This is a genomic window from Pseudomonas sp. MF09150 (genome assembly GCF_059862355.1).
Window position 1 is genome coordinate 67,666 of sequence record NZ_JCBCUS010000011.1, and the last position, 15,728, is coordinate 83,393.

General features: G+C 62.7%; 16 protein-coding genes. 4 read left to right on the top strand and 12 right to left on the bottom strand.

Going from position 1 to position 15,728, the window contains the following annotated elements; genetic code table 11:
• Both AC19YX_RS29860 and AC19YX_RS29865 read right to left on the bottom strand, forming a co-directional pair.
• Positions 1-588 carry a PA_0111/PP_0108 family redox-active disulfide protein gene (locus tag AC19YX_RS29860; protein ID WP_078470276.1) on the bottom strand — a complete coding sequence of 196 codons (588 nt, stop codon included), beginning with the start codon at positions 586-588 and terminating at the stop codon, positions 1-3.
• On the bottom strand, positions 554-1,294 hold the full coding sequence (locus AC19YX_RS29865) for an SURF1 family protein (protein ID WP_500607687.1): 741 nt from the start codon (positions 1,292-1,294) through the stop codon (positions 554-556). Before AC19YX_RS29865 ends, AC19YX_RS29860 begins: the two co-directional genes overlap by 35 nt.
• Positions 1,295-1,365: 71 nt before the next feature.
• Between AC19YX_RS29865 and AC19YX_RS29870 the strand changes: the two genes are divergently transcribed.
• Complete coding sequence (locus AC19YX_RS29870) at positions 1,366-1,569, top strand: twin transmembrane helix small protein (RefSeq protein ID WP_020295021.1); 204 nt, start codon at positions 1,366-1,368, stop codon at positions 1,567-1,569.
• Between the two features lie 7 nt (positions 1,570-1,576).
• Here the strand turns inward: AC19YX_RS29870 and AC19YX_RS29875 are convergent, their stop codons facing one another.
• The 4 genes from AC19YX_RS29875 to coxB form a co-directional block, all read right to left on the bottom strand.
• Positions 1,577-2,464, bottom strand: coding sequence for a cytochrome c oxidase subunit 3 (locus AC19YX_RS29875; protein ID WP_020295020.1), 888 nt, complete (start codon positions 2,462-2,464; stop codon positions 1,577-1,579).
• 34 nt (positions 2,465-2,498) lie between these two features.
• Complete coding sequence (locus tag AC19YX_RS29880) at positions 2,499-3,056, bottom strand: cytochrome c oxidase assembly protein (RefSeq protein ID WP_020295019.1); 558 nt, start codon at positions 3,054-3,056, stop codon at positions 2,499-2,501.
• An 84-nt stretch (positions 3,057-3,140) separates the two neighbouring features.
• Positions 3,141-4,736 carry a cytochrome c oxidase subunit I gene (gene ctaD / locus AC19YX_RS29885; protein ID WP_078470278.1) on the bottom strand — a complete coding sequence of 532 codons (1,596 nt, stop codon included), beginning with the start codon at positions 4,734-4,736 and terminating at the stop codon, positions 3,141-3,143.
• A gap of 82 nt (positions 4,737-4,818) precedes the next feature.
• Positions 4,819-5,946 carry a cytochrome c oxidase subunit II gene (gene coxB, locus AC19YX_RS29890; protein WP_078470279.1) on the bottom strand — a complete coding sequence of 376 codons (1,128 nt, stop codon included), beginning with the start codon at positions 5,944-5,946 and terminating at the stop codon, positions 4,819-4,821.
• 371 nt (positions 5,947-6,317) lie between these two features.
• On the opposite strand from coxB, the gene AC19YX_RS29895 reads away from it, so the two are divergent.
• Positions 6,318-6,968, top strand: coding sequence for a hypothetical protein (locus tag AC19YX_RS29895; protein WP_500607688.1), 651 nt, complete (start codon positions 6,318-6,320; stop codon positions 6,966-6,968).
• A 46-nt stretch (positions 6,969-7,014) separates the two neighbouring features.
• On the opposite strand, the gene AC19YX_RS29900 is transcribed toward AC19YX_RS29895, so the two are convergent.
• From AC19YX_RS29900 to AC19YX_RS29910, 3 genes are all read right to left on the bottom strand, one after another.
• Complete coding sequence (locus AC19YX_RS29900; RefSeq protein WP_500607689.1) at positions 7,015-8,583, bottom strand: SulP family inorganic anion transporter; 1,569 nt, start codon at positions 8,581-8,583, stop codon at positions 7,015-7,017.
• Between the two features lie 89 nt (positions 8,584-8,672).
• A complete protein-coding gene (locus AC19YX_RS29905) occupies positions 8,673-9,401 on the bottom strand; it encodes a carbonic anhydrase (protein ID WP_078470282.1) in 729 nt (242 codons plus the stop codon).
• Between the two features lie 259 nt (positions 9,402-9,660).
• Entirely contained in the window at positions 9,661-10,719 is a 1,059-nt protein-coding gene (locus AC19YX_RS29910; protein WP_078470283.1) for a PA0069 family radical SAM protein, read from the bottom strand.
• 137 nt (positions 10,720-10,856) lie between these two features.
• Between AC19YX_RS29910 and AC19YX_RS29915 the strand changes: the two genes are divergently transcribed.
• Both AC19YX_RS29915 and AC19YX_RS29920 read left to right on the top strand, forming a co-directional pair.
• Positions 10,857-11,285, top strand: coding sequence for an SMI1/KNR4 family protein (locus AC19YX_RS29915; protein WP_500607690.1), 429 nt, complete (start codon positions 10,857-10,859; stop codon positions 11,283-11,285).
• 5 nt (positions 11,286-11,290) lie between these two features.
• Positions 11,291-11,620 carry a hypothetical protein gene (locus tag AC19YX_RS29920; protein WP_201128755.1) on the top strand — a complete coding sequence of 110 codons (330 nt, stop codon included), beginning with the start codon at positions 11,291-11,293 and terminating at the stop codon, positions 11,618-11,620.
• 50 nt (positions 11,621-11,670) lie between these two features.
• Here the strand turns inward: AC19YX_RS29920 and AC19YX_RS29925 are convergent, their stop codons facing one another.
• From AC19YX_RS29925 to AC19YX_RS29935, 3 genes are read right to left on the bottom strand one after another with little or no spacing between them, the layout of a single operon-like run.
• Positions 11,671-12,975 carry a c-type cytochrome gene (locus AC19YX_RS29925; RefSeq protein WP_421548126.1) on the bottom strand — a complete coding sequence of 435 codons (1,305 nt, stop codon included), beginning with the start codon at positions 12,973-12,975 and terminating at the stop codon, positions 11,671-11,673.
• Positions 12,976-12,987: 12 nt separating this feature from the next.
• Positions 12,988-14,772: a GMC family oxidoreductase gene (locus tag AC19YX_RS29930; protein WP_020295010.1), complete on the bottom strand. Its 1,785-nt coding sequence runs from the start codon at positions 14,770-14,772 to the stop codon at positions 12,988-12,990.
• 2 nt (positions 14,773-14,774) lie between these two features.
• A complete protein-coding gene (locus tag AC19YX_RS29935; protein ID WP_500607691.1) occupies positions 14,775-15,518 on the bottom strand; it encodes a gluconate 2-dehydrogenase subunit 3 family protein in 744 nt (247 codons plus the stop codon).
• Positions 15,519-15,728: the final 210 nt, after the last annotated feature.

A 15,728-nucleotide genomic window follows, 5' to 3' on the forward strand; every position in this document is an offset into this window, starting at 1 on the left:
TTATCCGATGTTCGACAGTTTCAACAGGTGGCGCAGGTCGTTGAGCAGGTCCTTGCCCTTGACCCGGGCGTCGTAGCGCAGCACCAGGTTGCTGTGCGGGTCGACGATCCACAGCTGCGGCGCGCCCTGGTCATTGGCGTTGCGGCTGAAGGTCGAGAGGTCCAGCGGGTAGCGTTGCAGTTGCGGGTATTCACGTTGCAGCTTGGCGCTGTACTCGGCGCTCAGGGGCTGGGCACTGGCCAACGCATGGCTGGCCCGGGAGGCATCACGGCCGAGGGCGACCTGGATCTGCCGCGCCAGGTACACCAGTTGCTGGCAATCCACGGCGCATTCTTTGGGCGCGGTGACCAGGATCTGCCAGCGCTCTTCGTCGGCCTGCACCCCGATATCGGCCCGGGTCTGGCCATTGCCGATCAGTTCGCCATGGTAGCTGCGGCTTTCCGGCACCCAGAACTGCAACTTGTACATGCCGGTGGCGAGGATCATGGGGCCGATGACCATGGCCACGATCAGGATCAGTTGCCAGCGCCCGCGGCTTTTCGTGCGCGGTGCGTCAGATGTGTTGGGTGGATTCATGGCCGTTCCCATGGTTTTTCTCCCTTGCGTTGTGCCATCCGAGGTAGAGGTACAGAGCCAGCAGCGCCAGGGCCATGGCGAACCACTGCACGGCGTAGGCCAGGTGTTTTTCCGGGCCCATGGCCACCACCGGCCATTCGGTGACGTAGGTGCCGGGGCCGCCTTCTGCGCGCAGTTCATAGCTAAAGCCGCCACGCCCCAGCTCGCTCCAGAGCCTGGCCGGATCGACCGCGGTGACCAGGCGCGGCCAGCTCGCGCCTGTCGGGTCGGCATGCAGCTGGAAGGTCGCACCGGGGCTGACGTAGACCCAGGCCTCCAGGCTCAGGCTTGAGTCAGGGGTGCTGAACACCGGCGGGGTGCGGCGGTCGGGCCAGGGCAGCCAGCCGCGATTGAGCAGCAGCCAGAGCCCGCTGGCCTGGTCGAGAAAGGGTTGCAGCAGCTCCACGCCGACCTTGCCGTCATGCATGCGGTTATCCAGCAGGAGGCTGTGGGCGGCATCGAAATGCCCGTGCAGGCGCACCCGGCGAAACGCCGGATCCTCGGTGCCATGCAGTTCATAGAGCGACATCGGCTCGGCCACCCGGCGCTCGGCGTAGCTGGCCAGCAGCTCGCGTTTCTGTTCGCCGCGCGACAGCTGCCAGAAGCCCAGGCCCACCAGCACAGGCAGCAACGCCAGCACCACCAGGGTCGGCAGGATGCCCGGGCGAAAGCGCCTCATGCTTGCGCCACAGGGTCGAGAAATCGGCTAGCTATACTCAAGCGCATCGCAGTTCCCCCCGGAGTCCGACCATGCTCAAAGCAGCGATCGTCCTGATGCTGATAGCCACGGTAATCAGCCTGTTCAGCGGCCTGTTCTTTCTGGTCAGGGACGACAGTCACTCCAACCGCGTGCTCACCAGCCTGACCATTCGCGTGTGCCTGGCCGCGATCACCGTCGGCTTGATTGCCTGGGGTTTCTTCAGCGGCCAGTTGGTGTCCCACGCGCCCTGGTAGGCGCGCCTCAGAGCACGTAGACGAAAACGAACAGACCGATCCACACCACATCGACGAAGTGCCAGTACCAACTGGCCGCCTCGAAGCCGAACTGGTGCTCGGCATCGAAATGCCCCTTCATCACCCGCATCAGCATCACAAACAGGATCAGGGTGCCGATGGTGACGTGGGCCCCGTGAAAGCCGGTGAGCATGAAGAAGGTCGCGCCGTACACGCCGGACCCCAGGGTCAGGCCCAACTCGTGATAGGCGTGGATGTACTCCTCGGCCTGGAAGCCAAGGAAGGCACAACCGAGCAGCACGGTCAGCGCCAGCCAGATTTTCAGCGCGCCGCGATGGCCTTTTTTCAACGCGTGGTGGGCGATGGTCACGGTGACGCTGGAGCTGACCAGCAGCACCGTGTTCAGCAGGGGCAGGCCCCAGGGGCTGATGGTGCCTTTGGGCGCCGGGAACAGTTTGGGGTCGGGGTTGTTCAGCAGCGGCCAGACGAACTCGAAGTTCGGCCACAGCATATGGGCGATGCCTTTGTGCCCCTCGCCGCCGAGCCACGGCCCGGACATATGCCGCACGTAAAACAGCGCGCCGAAGAAGGCGATGAAGAACATCACTTCGGAAAAGATGAACCAGCTCATGCCCCAGCGGAACGAGCGGTCGAGCTGGGCGCTGTAGAGCCCGGCGCGGCTTTCCTTGATCACCGCGCCGAACCAGCCGAAGAGCATGTAGGCCAGCAGCAGGCCACCGACGAAAAAGATCAGCGGGCCATGGGATTCCGGGCGCGCGGCCTTGAGGTCGTTGAACCAGGTGGCCAGGCCGAACACGGTGACAAACATGCCCACCGTGGCAATGATCGGCCATTTGCTCTGGGCGGGAACGTAATAGTGCTCATGAGTCGCCATTTATTGTTCTCCTTATCGGGCACGCTAGATCGTCTTAACCGCCGGAGGGGGTGGTTACCGCGACCGGTGGATGACGCGCGGTGATATCGAACAGCGTGTAAGCCAGCGTCAGGTGCTTCACATCCTTGGGCATGTCACGGTCCACGATGAAACGGACCGGCATCTCGATCTGTTCGCCGGGCTGCAGCACCTGCTGGGTAAAGCAGAAGCACTCGGTCTTGTGGAAATACATCGCCGCGCTGCTCGGTGAAATACTCGGCACCGCCTGCGCACTCATCGGGTGATTGCTCGGGTTGCGGGCGATGAAAATCATCTCGTTGACCGCCCCCGGGTGGACCACGATGTCATCGGACTTGGGGTAGAAATCCCAGACCATGTCGATGGCATTGGTCGACAGGAACTGCACCCGGACCTGGCGCGACGCATCCACCTGCAGTTCGCCCTGCTGGTACTGGCCACCGGTCTTGCCGTTGATGCCCAGGGCCTTGCACATCACGTCGTAGATCGGCACCAGGGCAAAGCCGAAGGCAAACATCGCCAGCACCACCAGCAGCAGCCGGGTGACCAGTTTTTTCAGCGAGACCTCAGCCATGACGGCAACCTCCCGCAGCCGGCGGGCTCACGCCGGCAGTGTGCTTGAGCCACGCACGAGCGCCGGGCCCCGCGGCCATGGCTTTCATTTGACTTCCGGGGGCGTGGTGAAGGTGTGGTAAGGCGCCGGCGACGGCACGCTCCACTCCAGCCCTTCGGCACCGTCCCAGGGTTTGGCCGGTGCCGCCGGACCACCACGAATGGTCTTGATGACGATGAACAGGAAGAAGATCTGCGTTGCGCCAAAGGTGAAGGCGCCGATGGACGACACCATGTTGAAGTCGGCGAACTGCAGGTTGTAGTCCGGGATCCGGCGCGGCATGCCCGCCAGCCCGACGAAGTGCATCGGGAAGAAGGCCATGTTCATGCCGACGAAGGACAGCCAGAAATGCAGCTTGCCCAGGGTTTCGTCGTACATGTGCCCGGTCCACTTCGGCAGCCAGTAATAGGCCGAGGCGAAGATGCCGAAGATCGCTCCCGGCACCAGCACGTAGTGGAAGTGCGCCACCACGAAGTAGGTGTCCTGGTACTGGAAGTCCGCCGGGGCAATGGCCAGCATCAGCCCGGAGAAGCCGCCGATGGTGAACAGGATCACGAAGGCCACGGCGAACAGCATCGGCGTCTCGAAGGTCAGCGAGCCCTGCCACATGGTGCTGACCCAGTTGAACACCTTGACCCCGGTGGGCACCGCGATCAGCAGGGTCGCGTACATGAAGAACAGTTCGCCCACCAGCGGGATGCCGACCACGAACATGTGGTGCGCCCAGACGATGAACGACAGGAAAGCGATGCTCGCCGTGGCGTAGACCATCGAGGTGTAGCCGAACAGCGGCTTGCGCGAGAAGGTGGGGATGATCGAACTGACGGCGCCGAAGGCCGGCAGGATCATGATGTACACCTCGGGGTGGCCGAAGAACCAGAACACGTGCTGGAACAACACCGGGTCGCCGCCACCGGCCGCACTGAAGAAGCTGGTGCCGAAATGGATGTCCATCAGCATCATGGTCACGCAACCGGCCAGCACCGGCATGACCGCAATCAGCAGGAACGCGGTGATCAGCCAGGTCCACACGAACAGCGGCATCTTCATCAGGGTCATGCCCGGGGCACGCAGGTTGAGGATGGTGGCGATCACGTTGATCGCGCCCATGATCGAGCTGATGCCCATCAGGTGGATGGCAAAGATAAAGAAGGTCACGCTTTCCGGGGCGTAAGTGGTGGAGAGCGGGGCGTAGAAGGTCCAACCGAAGTTGGGCCCGCCACCGGGCATGAACAGGGTCGAGACCAGCAGCAGGAACGCCGCCGGCAGCAGCCAGAAACTGAAGTTGTTCATGCGCGGCAGGGCCATGTCCGGCGCGCCGATCATCAGCGGGATCATCCAGTTGGCGAGGCCGACGAAGGCCGGCATCACCGCACCGAAGACCATCACCAGGCCGTGCATGGTGGTCATCTGGTTGAAGAACGCCGGCTCGACGATCTGCAACCCGGGCTGGAACAGCTCGGCGCGGATCACCATGGCGAACGAACCGCCCAGGAGGAACATGCAGAAGCTGAACCACAGGTAGAGGGTGCCGATGTCCTTGTGGTTGGTGGTCAGTACCCAGCGCATCAGGCCCTTGGCCGGGCCATGGGCGTGGTCATCATGGCCGGCGTGGCCGTGGTCATCGATAACAGCACTCATGCCCTGTCTCCTGCAAACGGGTGGGCTGGACGATCAGGGGCGATGCCCCGTGACCGGTTCCGGGAATACGCAATAGACCGGCTCATTTGCTCTCCGCCTGTTTCAGAGCCAAAACCTCTTTTGGCGTGACCATGTCGCCCTTGTTGTTGCCCCAGGCGTTGCGTTCGTAGGTCACGACCGCGGCGATATCGACTTCCGACAGCTGCTTGCCGAACGCAGCCATGGCAGTACCTGGTTTGCCGTGGAACACCAGGCTCAGGTGACCTTCCTTGGGCCCGGTGGCGATTTTCGAGCCCTTGAGTGCCGGGAACATCGGCGGCAGGCCCTGGCCTTCGGCCTGGTGACAGGCGACGCAAGTGGTGTGGTAGATCTTGTCGCCGCGCTCCTTGAGCTCGTCGAGTGTCCATTCCTTGCTGGTCAGCTCCTTGAGCTTGGCGGCCTCGGCTTTGCGCTCGCCGAGCCAGGTGTCGTAGTCGGCCTGAGTCTTGACCTCGACCACGATCGGCATGAAGCCGTGGTCCTTGCCGCACAGCTCGGCGCACTGGCCACGGTAGATGCCGGGCTTGTCGACCCGGGTCCAGGCTTCGTTGACGAACCCGGGGATGGCATCGCGCTTGACCGCAAACGCCGGCACCCACCAGGAGTGAATCACGTCCGCCGCCGTCACCAGAAAACGCACCTTGGCGCCCACCGGCAGCACCAGCGGCTGGTCCACCTCCAGCAGGTAATGCTCGCCTTTGACGGCCTGGTTATGGATCTGCTCGGCCGGGGTGGCCAGGTTGCTGAAGAACTCGACGTCCTGGCCCAGGTACTTGTAGTGCCACTTCCACTGATAGCCGGTGATCTGGATGTCCACATCCGGCTCACTGGTGTCGTACATCTTGATCAGGGTCGCGGTCGCCGGCACCGCCATGGCCACCAGGATCAGGAAGGGGATCACCGTCCAGAGAATCTCGACGGTCGTGCTTTCATGGAATTTGGCAGCCACCTGGCCGGTGGAACGGCGGTGAACCATCATCGACCAGAACATGGCGCCGAAGACGATGACGCCGATCACCACACAGATCCAGAAAATGGTCATGTGCAGGTCGAATACCGCGTGACTGATTTCAGTAGCTCCAGGCGCCATATTCACGGTCCAGGCAGCGTTTGCCTGGCTGAATATCGACCACAACAGGAGGCCCATCCAGACTTGTGGATGTCGCATCATTGCGGGTTCCCCTTATCGTTCTTGTTATCCCGCCGGCTTTCACCTGCGGCAAGGGAGCGGCTGCCTAGACTACGAACTTAAACCGCCGGGCCTCGCTGCATTTGCAGTCGGGCGTCATCAGCTAACTTCATACAAGGCCGAGTATAGACAGGGCCTGTGACCTCGCAACGCGACGGGGCAAATCAGCGAAAACACTTCGGCTCAGCCGCGAAGGCCCCGGAGGGAAAGGGGTTGCGGGATCAGTGATGGCAAATCGATATAACCTGGACGACTAAGCATGAAATAATTATGACAAATGCGTCTTAGCTGGTTTCTCAAGCAGGCTAACTTATGTCTTCCCTATTTAATTGCCCTTGTTCCCTGGAGTTTTCATGAACACCGCCGCATTGCGCGAGCAGATTCACCTTGCCCATCAACATGAAGCCAGCACTGGCCAACTGACGAGCCAGCTGGAGATCCAACTGCCCCATCTTCACCCCGCTATTTCGCTGCCTGACGTCGACGCCAAGGGCGTGATGACCCGTTTCGTCACAGCCTACATCGACCAGGTTCCCGACCTGCTGGACGCCGCCAACGCCGTTGCGCGTGAAGCCGGCATCGAATCCCAGATCAAACCGGTGCTGAAAATCGCCGAACACTTCTTCATCCAGCCGCCAGCAATCATGGAAGGCCATGTCGGCCTCGACAGCCTGCTGGACGAAGCCTACCTGGCCCACCGTCTGGTGGAGGAGGTCAACGATCTCTATATCAAGCACTTCAACCAGCCCCTGATCCCGCTGGACATGACTGTCGCCAACCTGATCGCGCACCAGCTGATCGGCGAAACCTTCGCCAACCAACTGGATGAGGCCGTGCACCATGCGGTGGACTCCATGCTCGATGAGGAAAGCTTTGCCCTGGAGTCGGTCGAGGCCTACCGCGAAAAACTCGCCAGCCCCGACACCGAAGCTGCCTGGAAACGCTGGCCGTGCCTGTCGCGCCAACTGGGGGTCGAGCTGGAGCTGGACCAACCCGCCGCCTGACCTGATAAGCAAAAGCCCTCGCTAGAGGGCTTTTTTCATAGCGCGCCTACCCTCGGTCGTGACCCGCCGCAACCAGGCTGCGCGCACTGCCCACCCCGCTCGCGGTGTGCAAGCGTCCCTCCAGTCGCCGCCTGAGGCCGCGCGCCTCGATCACCAGTCGCGAGCCTTTCGCTGCATTGGCCCGGTCCCATTCTTCCAGCAGTTCAAGACACGCATGGTCGATATAGCCCAGGTTGCTCAGGGGCACATGGACCGTGGTTCCGGGGGGGATGCTGCCCAGGGCCTGGGTCAGCGCCGGCACCTTGAGGAAAGTCGCCGAGCCCACCAGGCGTAGTTCCATCTCGCCTTCAGCCGGCAGGTCCACCAGGCTGATCTTCAGGCGCGACGCGCCCCACGCCAGCTTCACCAGGGTCAGGCCAAAACCGATCAAGACCCCAGTCAGCAAGTCAGTGAAGACGATGGCCAGCGCCGTCACCCCATAGATCAGCATCGGCATGGGCCCATAGCGCCCCAGCTTGCGCAGCGACTTGAGGTCCACCAGCTTGAAGCCGGTGTACACCAGCACGCCCGCCAGGCTGGCCACGGGGATGCTCTGCAACACGCTGGACAGCAACATCACGAAAGCCAGCAGCCACAGGCCATGGAAAATTGCCGACAGGCGTGTGGTGGCGCCGGCCTGCACATTGGCCGAACTGCGCACGATCACCCCGGTCATCGGCAACGCTCCCAGCAGGCCGCAGAGCATATTGCCCACACCCTGGGCCGACAGTTCACGATCGAAATTCGAGCGCTGGCCGCTGTGCATGCGATCCACTGCGGCCGCCGAAAGCAGGGTTTCGGCGCTGGCGATAAAGGCCACGGCGAAGGCTGCGATCAGCAAGGTCGGATCCGCCAGGTTGAGCAGGTCGGCGGGGCGCAGCCAGTCGATGGCCTCGGCCAGGTTGGCCGGCACCTCGACCCGTTTCACCTGCAACGCCAGCGCCAGGCTGATGCCCGTGGCCAGGCCCACCCCCAGCAGCGCGCCGGGAATGAAACGCAAACGATGGGGCCGCACTTTGTCCCACAGGTACATCACGCCGATGGTCAGCAGCCCGAGCAGGCCTGCCTGCCAGCCCAACCCACCGCCCAGGGTCGGCCAGGCTTCGACCACGGCCTGGGGGAAGCCCGCCAGGTTATCCAGGCCCGACGCCTGGGGCTTGGCATCGAGCATCACATGCACCTGGGAAAGCACGATCAACACCCCGATCCCGGCCAGCATGCCGTACACCACCGCTGGCGCGGTGACCCGAAACCAGCAGCCCAGGCGCAAGCGGCCGGCCACCAATTGCAGAAACCCCGCCAACAACAGGATCGGCCCCAGCATGGCGATACCGTGCTGGCGCACCAGTTCGAACACCAGCACCGCCAGGCCCGCGGCGGGGCCACTGACCTGCAACGGCGAGCCGGCCAGCCAGCCCACCACCAGGCCACCGATAATCCCGGTAATCAGGCCCTTGGCCGGCGGCAGGCCCGAGGCAATGGCGATCCCCATGCACAAGGGCAGGGCGACCAGAAACACCACCACGGAGGCCAGCAGCTCCCGTGGCAAAACAGCTTTGAGTTGCGCTGCACGCATGATGACTCTCCCGCGACTTTCTTCAGGCGTGGCAAAGCCCGGCCGTATAAACGGCCGTCAGGGCAGAGCCAGGCTGGGATTAGGAGGTTTTAGAAGCGCGCTTTAGGCGTCGCGACAGGCACCGGGTGTTTGCCGTCCAGTGGCAGGAAGATGCCCTGGTCGGCGTCGTAGGCCTTGATCTCGCAACTTTCGATGTCGTAGACCCAGCCATGGATAAACAACTGGCCGTTGGCCATGCGCGAAGCCACGGAGGGGTGGGTGCGCAAATGCTGGAGCTGGGCGATGACGTTCTCTTCGGTCAGCACATGCATGCTGGCGTTTTCGTCGGCGCAATCGCAGTTCTCGTGGACCATGGTCTTGGCCACTTCGGCGTGGCGCAGCCAGGCTTTGACCGTGGGCATTTTTTCCAGGCTTTGCGGGTTGAGTACCGCACGCATGGCGCCGCAATCGGAATGCCCGCAAACGATGATGTGGTGCACACCCAGCGCCAGCACCGCGTACTCGATGGCGGTCGACACGCCGCCGTTCATTTGCCCGTAGGGCGGCACCACGTTGCCCACGTTGCGGGTGACAAACAGATCGCCGGGGGCACTTTGGGTAATCAATTCGGGAACGATCCGCGAATCGGCGCAGGCAATGAACATCGCCCGGGGCCGCTGGGCGGTGGCCAGCTTCTTGAACAACTCTTCCTGCTGCGGAAAGACTTCATGTTGAAAATGCAAAAAGCCATCAACGATATGCTGCAGCGCTGCATCGGCGCTTTCAGTGGATTGGGCTGAAGCCGACGCAGCTAGCGGCTGTTTATCCTTGTCACTCATGATTCATTCTCTCTGACGGATTAGGCAAAATTTTCCAGTTTTATCCGGCGCGAAGCCAGCACTTGATCAATAAACAACCAGCACACTGACTGCGACCCATCGGTCACTCGATGAACACGGTAGCCATGGAAACTTAACTCAAACTGAATGGAGCGCTCTAGAACGCCACTATAGGCACGGCAAAACGTGACTATGTTAGCGAACGACCTCTCGCGGTACTACGCAACCATAGGCCAATTCAACCATAGGCCCGTTGCCCTTACAGCAACGACATCTGACCGCCCGGCGGACAAAACGCACTGCAGTCGAGGTTGTAGCCCTCCCGCCGATCAAGCCCCAGACGCTTGATGGCCTTGGTAAAACGCTGCGCCAGCAGGTCGGCAAACGGACCTTCGCCGCGCATGCGCGCGCCAAAACGGCTGTCGTACAGTTCGCCGCCACGGCTCTGGCGAATCAGGCTCAGCACATGGGCCGCTCGCTGCGGGTAGTGCGCCGCCAACCATTCCTCGAACAGCGGCGCCACTTCCAACGGCAGGCGCAACATCATGTAGGCCGCGCTCTGCGCCCCGGCCTCAAAGGCTTCGGTGAGCAGGCTTTCCAGCTCGCTGTCGTTGATCATCGGGATCATCGGCGAACACAGCACCCCCACCGGGATTCCCGCTTCGCGCATCACCCGGATCGCCCGCAAGCGCGCCTTGGGCGCCGCCGCGCGGGGTTCGAGAATGCGCTTGAGCTCGTCGTCCAGGGTGGTCAGGCTGATCATCACCGCCACCAGCCGCTGCTCGGCCAACTGCACCAGCAGGTCGAGGTCGCGCAAAATCAGCGAGCCCTTGGTGACGATGGTCACCGGATGCCGGTAACGCAGCAGCACTTCGAGGGTGCGCCGGGTCAACTGGTGCTCGCGCTCGATCGGCTGGTAGGGGTCGGTATTGGAGCCCAGGTTGATCGGCGCACAGACGTAGCCGGGTTTGGACAACTGCTGTTCGAGCACCGACGCAGCGTTGGTCTTGGCGATCAGCTTGGTTTCAAAATCAAGCCCCGGGGACAGGTCCCAGTACGCATGGCTGGGCCGGGCGTAGCAGTAGATGCAGCCGTGCTCGCAGCCGCGATAGGGGTTGATCGAGCGGTCGAAGGGCAGGTCCGGCGAGGTATTGCGGGAAATAATGGTCTTGGCCGTTTCAAACATCACCTCGGTGCCCTGGGTCAGCGGCGCTTCCTGATACCAGCCATCGTCCTCGGCCACTGAACGGCTGGGGGCGAAACGGTTGTGGGGGTTGCTCGCGGTGCCACGACCGCGAGGCGGCAAGGGGGTGAACATGAAAGGCACTCCATAACTGTATGCACATACAGTAATGGAGCCTGCGCCCGACGCCTAGCGCCGCCGAGCCGAAAACCCGGCCCCCGGCGGACGCAGATCGCGGTATAAGGTCGCCCTGAATCCGAAGGAGCACAGGAATGCCCGCAATCCCCAGCGCGCTGGTGCGCTTGATCGAGCGCCAGCCAGGCAGCATCCACAGAACCCACGAGGGGCCGGTGATCGAGGAGCTCCAGGCCCTGGGCGTACCCCTGGACAGTGAGTTCGGGGTGTTTTTCCTCAACTACGCCATCACTTGCTACCGCGGCCACGCCAGCGATGTAGAGCTGGTCGACATCGATGACGGCGCCATCCGGTTCGGCACCGAATTCGTGCATGAGGTGTGGGAGTTGCCGCAGCACCTGATATGCCTCACCAGTTGCCAGGGCGAAGGCTGCTACCTGTATGACCGCAACAGCGGCGCGGTGCTGGACTTCAGCCTGGCCGACCGGGAGTTGTTTCTAGCGGGCAGCATTGCGCTGAAGTGGGATGGTTTTTTCCAGTTTTTAACCTGGTACCTGGCGGAGTAAGCGACATGGAGAAAATTTTCTACGCAGCCGATGCCTACCTGCCGAGCTACGACCAGGGCGCCGACATGATCATGGTCAAGAGCAGCGCCGGAGCGCTGTGGGGCGTGTCGTTGGAGTTTGACATCTGCACCCGGGATATCGCCCTGGCGACGGTGCCACGCAACGCCACCTTCGATGAACACGACCCGCGCTTCGCCCAGGCGCACTGGGTCGAGTACAGCGACGCGATCGGCCTTGTCCCCGCCGGTTGGGAGGACCTGATGCACGCCGGGCTATCGGACCACGTGTGCGGCTACCAGTTGGGCAGCGAACTGGGCATCCGCCGCTTCAAATAAGCCCCAAGCACCCCGCCAACCAGCGCTGGCGGGGGTGCCGCAGCTGATCCTCAGTGGCTGGTCACTTGCCCCAGGTCGTCACCGGACGTGCTCTGCATATCGTCCTTGCGCAGGTCGGCCACGTCCCCGGCCTTGACCTTGGAACCCTGGTTGCCCCAGCTGGTGCGGATGAAATTCACCACATCCGCCACTTCCTGGTCCGACAGGCGCCAGGCGAAGGCCGGCATGGTGAAGGTCGACGGCGCGGTATGGGTCGCCGGCAAGGTGCCGCCCTTGAGCACGATGTGAATCAGCGAGGTGGCATCGTCCGACTGCAACACCGGATTGCCCGCCAACGCCGGGAACACCCGGGTGTAGCCATGGCCGTCGGTGCGGTGGCAAGCCGCGCAATTGTCGATGTACACCGCGGCCCCCGGCTTGCTGTCGTCGCCTTTCCACAGGGCTTCGGCCACCTGCTTGTCGTACTGGTGCGGCTGATCCGCGGGGTCGTTGGCCGGCAAGGATTTGAGGTAGCGGGCAATCGCGGTCAGGTCGTCCTCGGACATGTACTGCATGCTGTGCACCACCACATCGCTCATGCCGCCGAAGACCGCGCTGCGATCACTGCGCCCGGTCTTGAGGAACTGCACCAGTTGCTCTTCGCTCCAGCTGCCGAGACCGTCCTTGTGGTCACCGCGCAGGCTCTTGGCGATCCAGCCCTCCAGGGGCGCACTGCCGGACAGAAAGCGGCTGCCATCGTTGGCGCTCAGGGCCTTCTCCTGCATGGTCAGGGCCCGTGGCGTATGGCAGGCGCCGCAATGCCCCAGGCCTTCCACCAGATAAGCACCGCGACTGACCACCGGGTCGGCACCGATGTTCGGCTGCTGGGCTTCGACCTTGGGCGCGAACATCCAGCGCCAGGCGGTCAACGGCCAGCGCATGCTCAGCGGCCAGGGGATGTCGCTGTCCTTGTTGTCCTGGGCCACCGGCGCCACGCCTTGCATGAAGTAGGCATAGAGCGCCTGCATGTCGGCATCGCTGACCCGCGCATAGGACGGGAAGGGCATGGCCGGGTACAGGGTGCTGCCGCTCTTGGCCACGCCATGGCGCACGGCCTGGTCGAAGTCTTCGAAGCTGTAGTCGCCAATCCCGGTCTTGTCCGGGGTGATGTTGGTCGAGTAGATCACCCCGATCGGGGTTTCCATCGCCAGCCCACCGGCGAACGGCTTGCCGCCCTTGGCGGTGTGGCAGGCCACGCAGTCACCGGCGCGGGCCAGGTACTCACCTTGTTTGACCAGGGCCGGCTGATCGACTTCGGCCGCCTGGAGGGAGGCGCTGCCGAGCAGGGCCAGGGTCGCGATAACGAGTGCTTTCATGGTCATCGCTCCTTAAGCCTGAACCAGCGGGCCGGGGTTTTTCAGGTACTGCTCGCGAATCGCCCGCGCCGACCAGTAGGTCAGGGCCGCCACCAGGCCGGTGGGGTTGTAGCCCAGGCCCTGGGGGAATGCCGACGCGCCGGGGACAAACACGTTGTGCACGTCCCAGCTTTGCAGGTAACGGTTCAGGGCACTGGTCTTGGGGTCGGTGCCCATGATCGCGCCACCGTTGAGGTGGGTGGTCTGGTAGGACGCGGTGTTGAAGTGCTCGCCGACCTTCTTGCCCAGCAGGGCGATGGCCTTGGGGTTCATGGCTTCGGCGATCTTGCTCATTTTCTCGACCATGAAGCGGTTCATCTTGATGTCGTTTTCCTGCCAGTCGAAGGTCATCCGCAGCAGGGGAAGGCCGTAGGCATCGCGGTACACCGGGTCCAGATCGAGGTAGTTGCCCCGGTAGGACTGATGCGCGCCGTGGGCGTCCATCGATACCTGGTGGGTGTAGTAATCGGCCGTGGCCTTCTTCCAGGCGCTGCCCCAGGCCGGGGTGCCGGGTGGGTTGGAGGTGCCCGCAATCGGCCGGCTGCCGGCCTGGTTGACCCACATCGGCGAACCACCGACGAAACCGTGGGGGCCGTGGTCGAAGTTGTCGGCGTTGAAGTCGTCCACCGCCACGCCGTTGCCGCCAGCGCCGATGAAGTTGTTGGTGTGCACATCCTTGTCGAAGTAGGCCTTGATGGTGGCCATGTTCTGGTAGGCGAAGTTCTTGCCCACCACGCCTTCACCGCTGATCGGGTCGTAAGGCTTGCCAATGCCGGACAGCAGCATCAGGCGCACGTTGTGGAACTGGAACGCGCCGAGAATCACCAGGTCGGCCGGTTGCTCGATCTCGCGGCCCTGGCCGTCGACATAGGTCACGCCGGTGGCACGGGTCTTGGTGCTGTCGAGGTTGACCTTGAGCACGTGGGAATTGGGCCGCAACTCGAAATTCGGCAGCGGCTTGAGGGCCGGCAGGATGTTCACGTTGGGCGAGGCCTTGGAATACATGTAGCAGACGTAACCGCTGCAGAAGCCGCAGAAGTTGCACGGGCCCATCTGCGCGCCGTAGGGGTTGGTGTAAGGCCCCGAGGTATTGGCCGACGGCAGATTGTAGGGTTTGTACCCGACATCCCCGGCCGCCTTCTGAAACAGCTGTGCGGAATAGGTGTTTTTCTGCGACTCCAGCGGGAATGGGTTCGAGCGATCCGGGGCGTAAGGGTTGCCGCCCTTGCCCTCGCCGACCAGTTGACCTTTCACGGTCCAGGCCTGACCCGAAGTACCGAAGACTTTTTCGGCATAGTCGAAGAACGGCTCCAGCTCTTCGTAGCTGACGCCGAAGTCCTGGATGGTCATGTCCTTGGGAATGAAATTTTTGCCGTAGCGTTCTTCGTAGTGGCTGCGCATGCGCAACTCGATAGGATCCACCCGAAAATGCACGCCCGACCAGTGCAGACCGGCGCCGCCGACGCCATTGCCAGGCAGGAACGCGCCCAGCTGGCGGTTGGGCAGGGCGATGTCGTTAACGCTGTGGCGAATGGTCACCGTCTCTTTGGAGATGTCCTGGAAAAGTTTCTTACGCACGCTGTAGGTGAGTTCGTCGATCACCTGGGGATAGTTGCCGTCGGGGTAGGTGTCCTGCATCGGCCCGCGCTCCAGCGCCAGCACGTTGAGGCCCGCCTCGGTCAGCTCCTTGGCCATGATCGCGCCGGTCCAGCCAAACCCGACGATCACTGCATCGACCTTCTTCATTACCGTTGCCATGCTCAAGCCCTCTCGCCGCGAATCGACACTGCCGGGAAGGGGTATTGCTCGTTGCGTTCCACCCAATCCATGAAATCGGCGCGGGCGCCGGGAAAGCCAATCAGGGTCCAGCCGACCATGCCTTTATTGCCGCCGTGGATCGGGTCGCAGAAGAACCCTTCCTTGGTGTTTTGCAGCAGCAGGTTGAAGAAAATCTTCGCTGGAACGCTATCGAACTGCGGTTTGCCGGCTTCGAGCTGCTTGAGCAGGTCGTCCCGGGTAGCGCTGTCTTGCTCGGCAAATAATTTGCCGTTGAAGGCTTTGGACCAGGCATCCGTGGCGGCTATGCCCAGACGGTAGATGTCCTTGGGCACCAGCTTGCTCTGCCAGCCCATTTCCGGCGCGGCGTCGGCGTTGAACGGCCCTTGCATGTACCACAGGGCGCCAGCGGCGTAGGGGGTGTTCATCTGCCGGTCGATGTATTCCGGGACACCGGCTTCCAGGGCGCCAGGGCCTTGCTCGTCGGCCGGGATCAGGCGCTCGACGGCGGCCTTGATAAAGGCCCATTCCTCGGCAGTGAAGTAACTCGGCTCATAGTCCTGGCCGGCAGGTGCCGCCCTGGCGGGTTCGACCGGCTTGGCCGGCTCCGACGCCGCCATCAGCACGGAACTGCCCAGGCCGGTACTGGCGACGGTGACCACCGGGATCAAGGTCAGGGATTTGCGCAAAAACTCACGCCGCGGGTTGTCTCGATCTTGATCAGACATGGGGGGCACCTCATCAGGCATTGATGGATTGATCAGCGGCGTCATGGCGCAGCTTGTCGTTCTGGTCGCGGTACAGGCCGGGGCATCCCCCCAACCTCAGCAAAATTTGGTTACAACTGGGCAAATGGTAGCAGGCTAAGCATCCAGATAAGTCGCTTCAAGGTGGAAAAAACAGTTTTTTTAGCCAACAGCCGATGCTTCACGATTCTT

Bases quoted from the DNA above. Each gene is read 5' to 3' on its own strand.
- AC19YX_RS29920 (WP_201128755.1), top strand. From the start codon at position 11,291: ATGGAGAAAATTTTCTACGCAGCCGATGCCTACCTGCCGAGCTACGAC.
- ctaD (WP_078470278.1), bottom strand. From the start codon at position 4,736: ATGAGTGCTGTTATCGATGACCACGGCCACGCCGGCCATGATGACCAC.
- AC19YX_RS29865 (WP_500607687.1), bottom strand. From the start codon at position 1,294: ATGAGGCGCTTTCGCCCGGGCATCCTGCCGACCCTGGTGGTGCTGGCG.
- AC19YX_RS29915 (WP_500607690.1), top strand. From the start codon at position 10,857: ATGCCCGCAATCCCCAGCGCGCTGGTGCGCTTGATCGAGCGCCAGCCA.
- AC19YX_RS29935 (WP_500607691.1), bottom strand. From the start codon at position 15,518: ATGTCTGATCAAGATCGAGACAACCCGCGGCGTGAGTTTTTGCGCAAA.
- AC19YX_RS29925 (WP_421548126.1), bottom strand. From the start codon at position 12,975: ATGAAAGCACTCGTTATCGCGACCCTGGCCCTGCTCGGCAGCGCCTCC.
- AC19YX_RS29910 (WP_078470283.1), bottom strand. From the start codon at position 10,719: ATGTTCACCCCCTTGCCGCCTCGCGGTCGTGGCACCGCGAGCAACCCC.
- AC19YX_RS29895 (WP_500607688.1), top strand. From the start codon at position 6,318: ATGAACACCGCCGCATTGCGCGAGCAGATTCACCTTGCCCATCAACAT.
- AC19YX_RS29930 (WP_020295010.1), bottom strand. From the start codon at position 14,772: ATGGCAACGGTAATGAAGAAGGTCGATGCAGTGATCGTCGGGTTTGGC.
- AC19YX_RS29870 (WP_020295021.1), top strand. From the start codon at position 1,366: ATGCTCAAAGCAGCGATCGTCCTGATGCTGATAGCCACGGTAATCAGC.
- AC19YX_RS29905 (WP_078470282.1), bottom strand. From the start codon at position 9,401: ATGAGTGACAAGGATAAACAGCCGCTAGCTGCGTCGGCTTCAGCCCAA.
- AC19YX_RS29880 (WP_020295019.1), bottom strand. From the start codon at position 3,056: ATGGCTGAGGTCTCGCTGAAAAAACTGGTCACCCGGCTGCTGCTGGTG.
- AC19YX_RS29900 (WP_500607689.1), bottom strand. From the start codon at position 8,583: ATGCGTGCAGCGCAACTCAAAGCTGTTTTGCCACGGGAGCTGCTGGCC.
- AC19YX_RS29875 (WP_020295020.1), bottom strand. From the start codon at position 2,464: ATGGCGACTCATGAGCACTATTACGTTCCCGCCCAGAGCAAATGGCCG.
- coxB (WP_078470279.1), bottom strand. From the start codon at position 5,946: ATGATGCGACATCCACAAGTCTGGATGGGCCTCCTGTTGTGGTCGATA.
- AC19YX_RS29860 (WP_078470276.1), bottom strand. From the start codon at position 588: ATGGGAACGGCCATGAATCCACCCAACACATCTGACGCACCGCGCACG.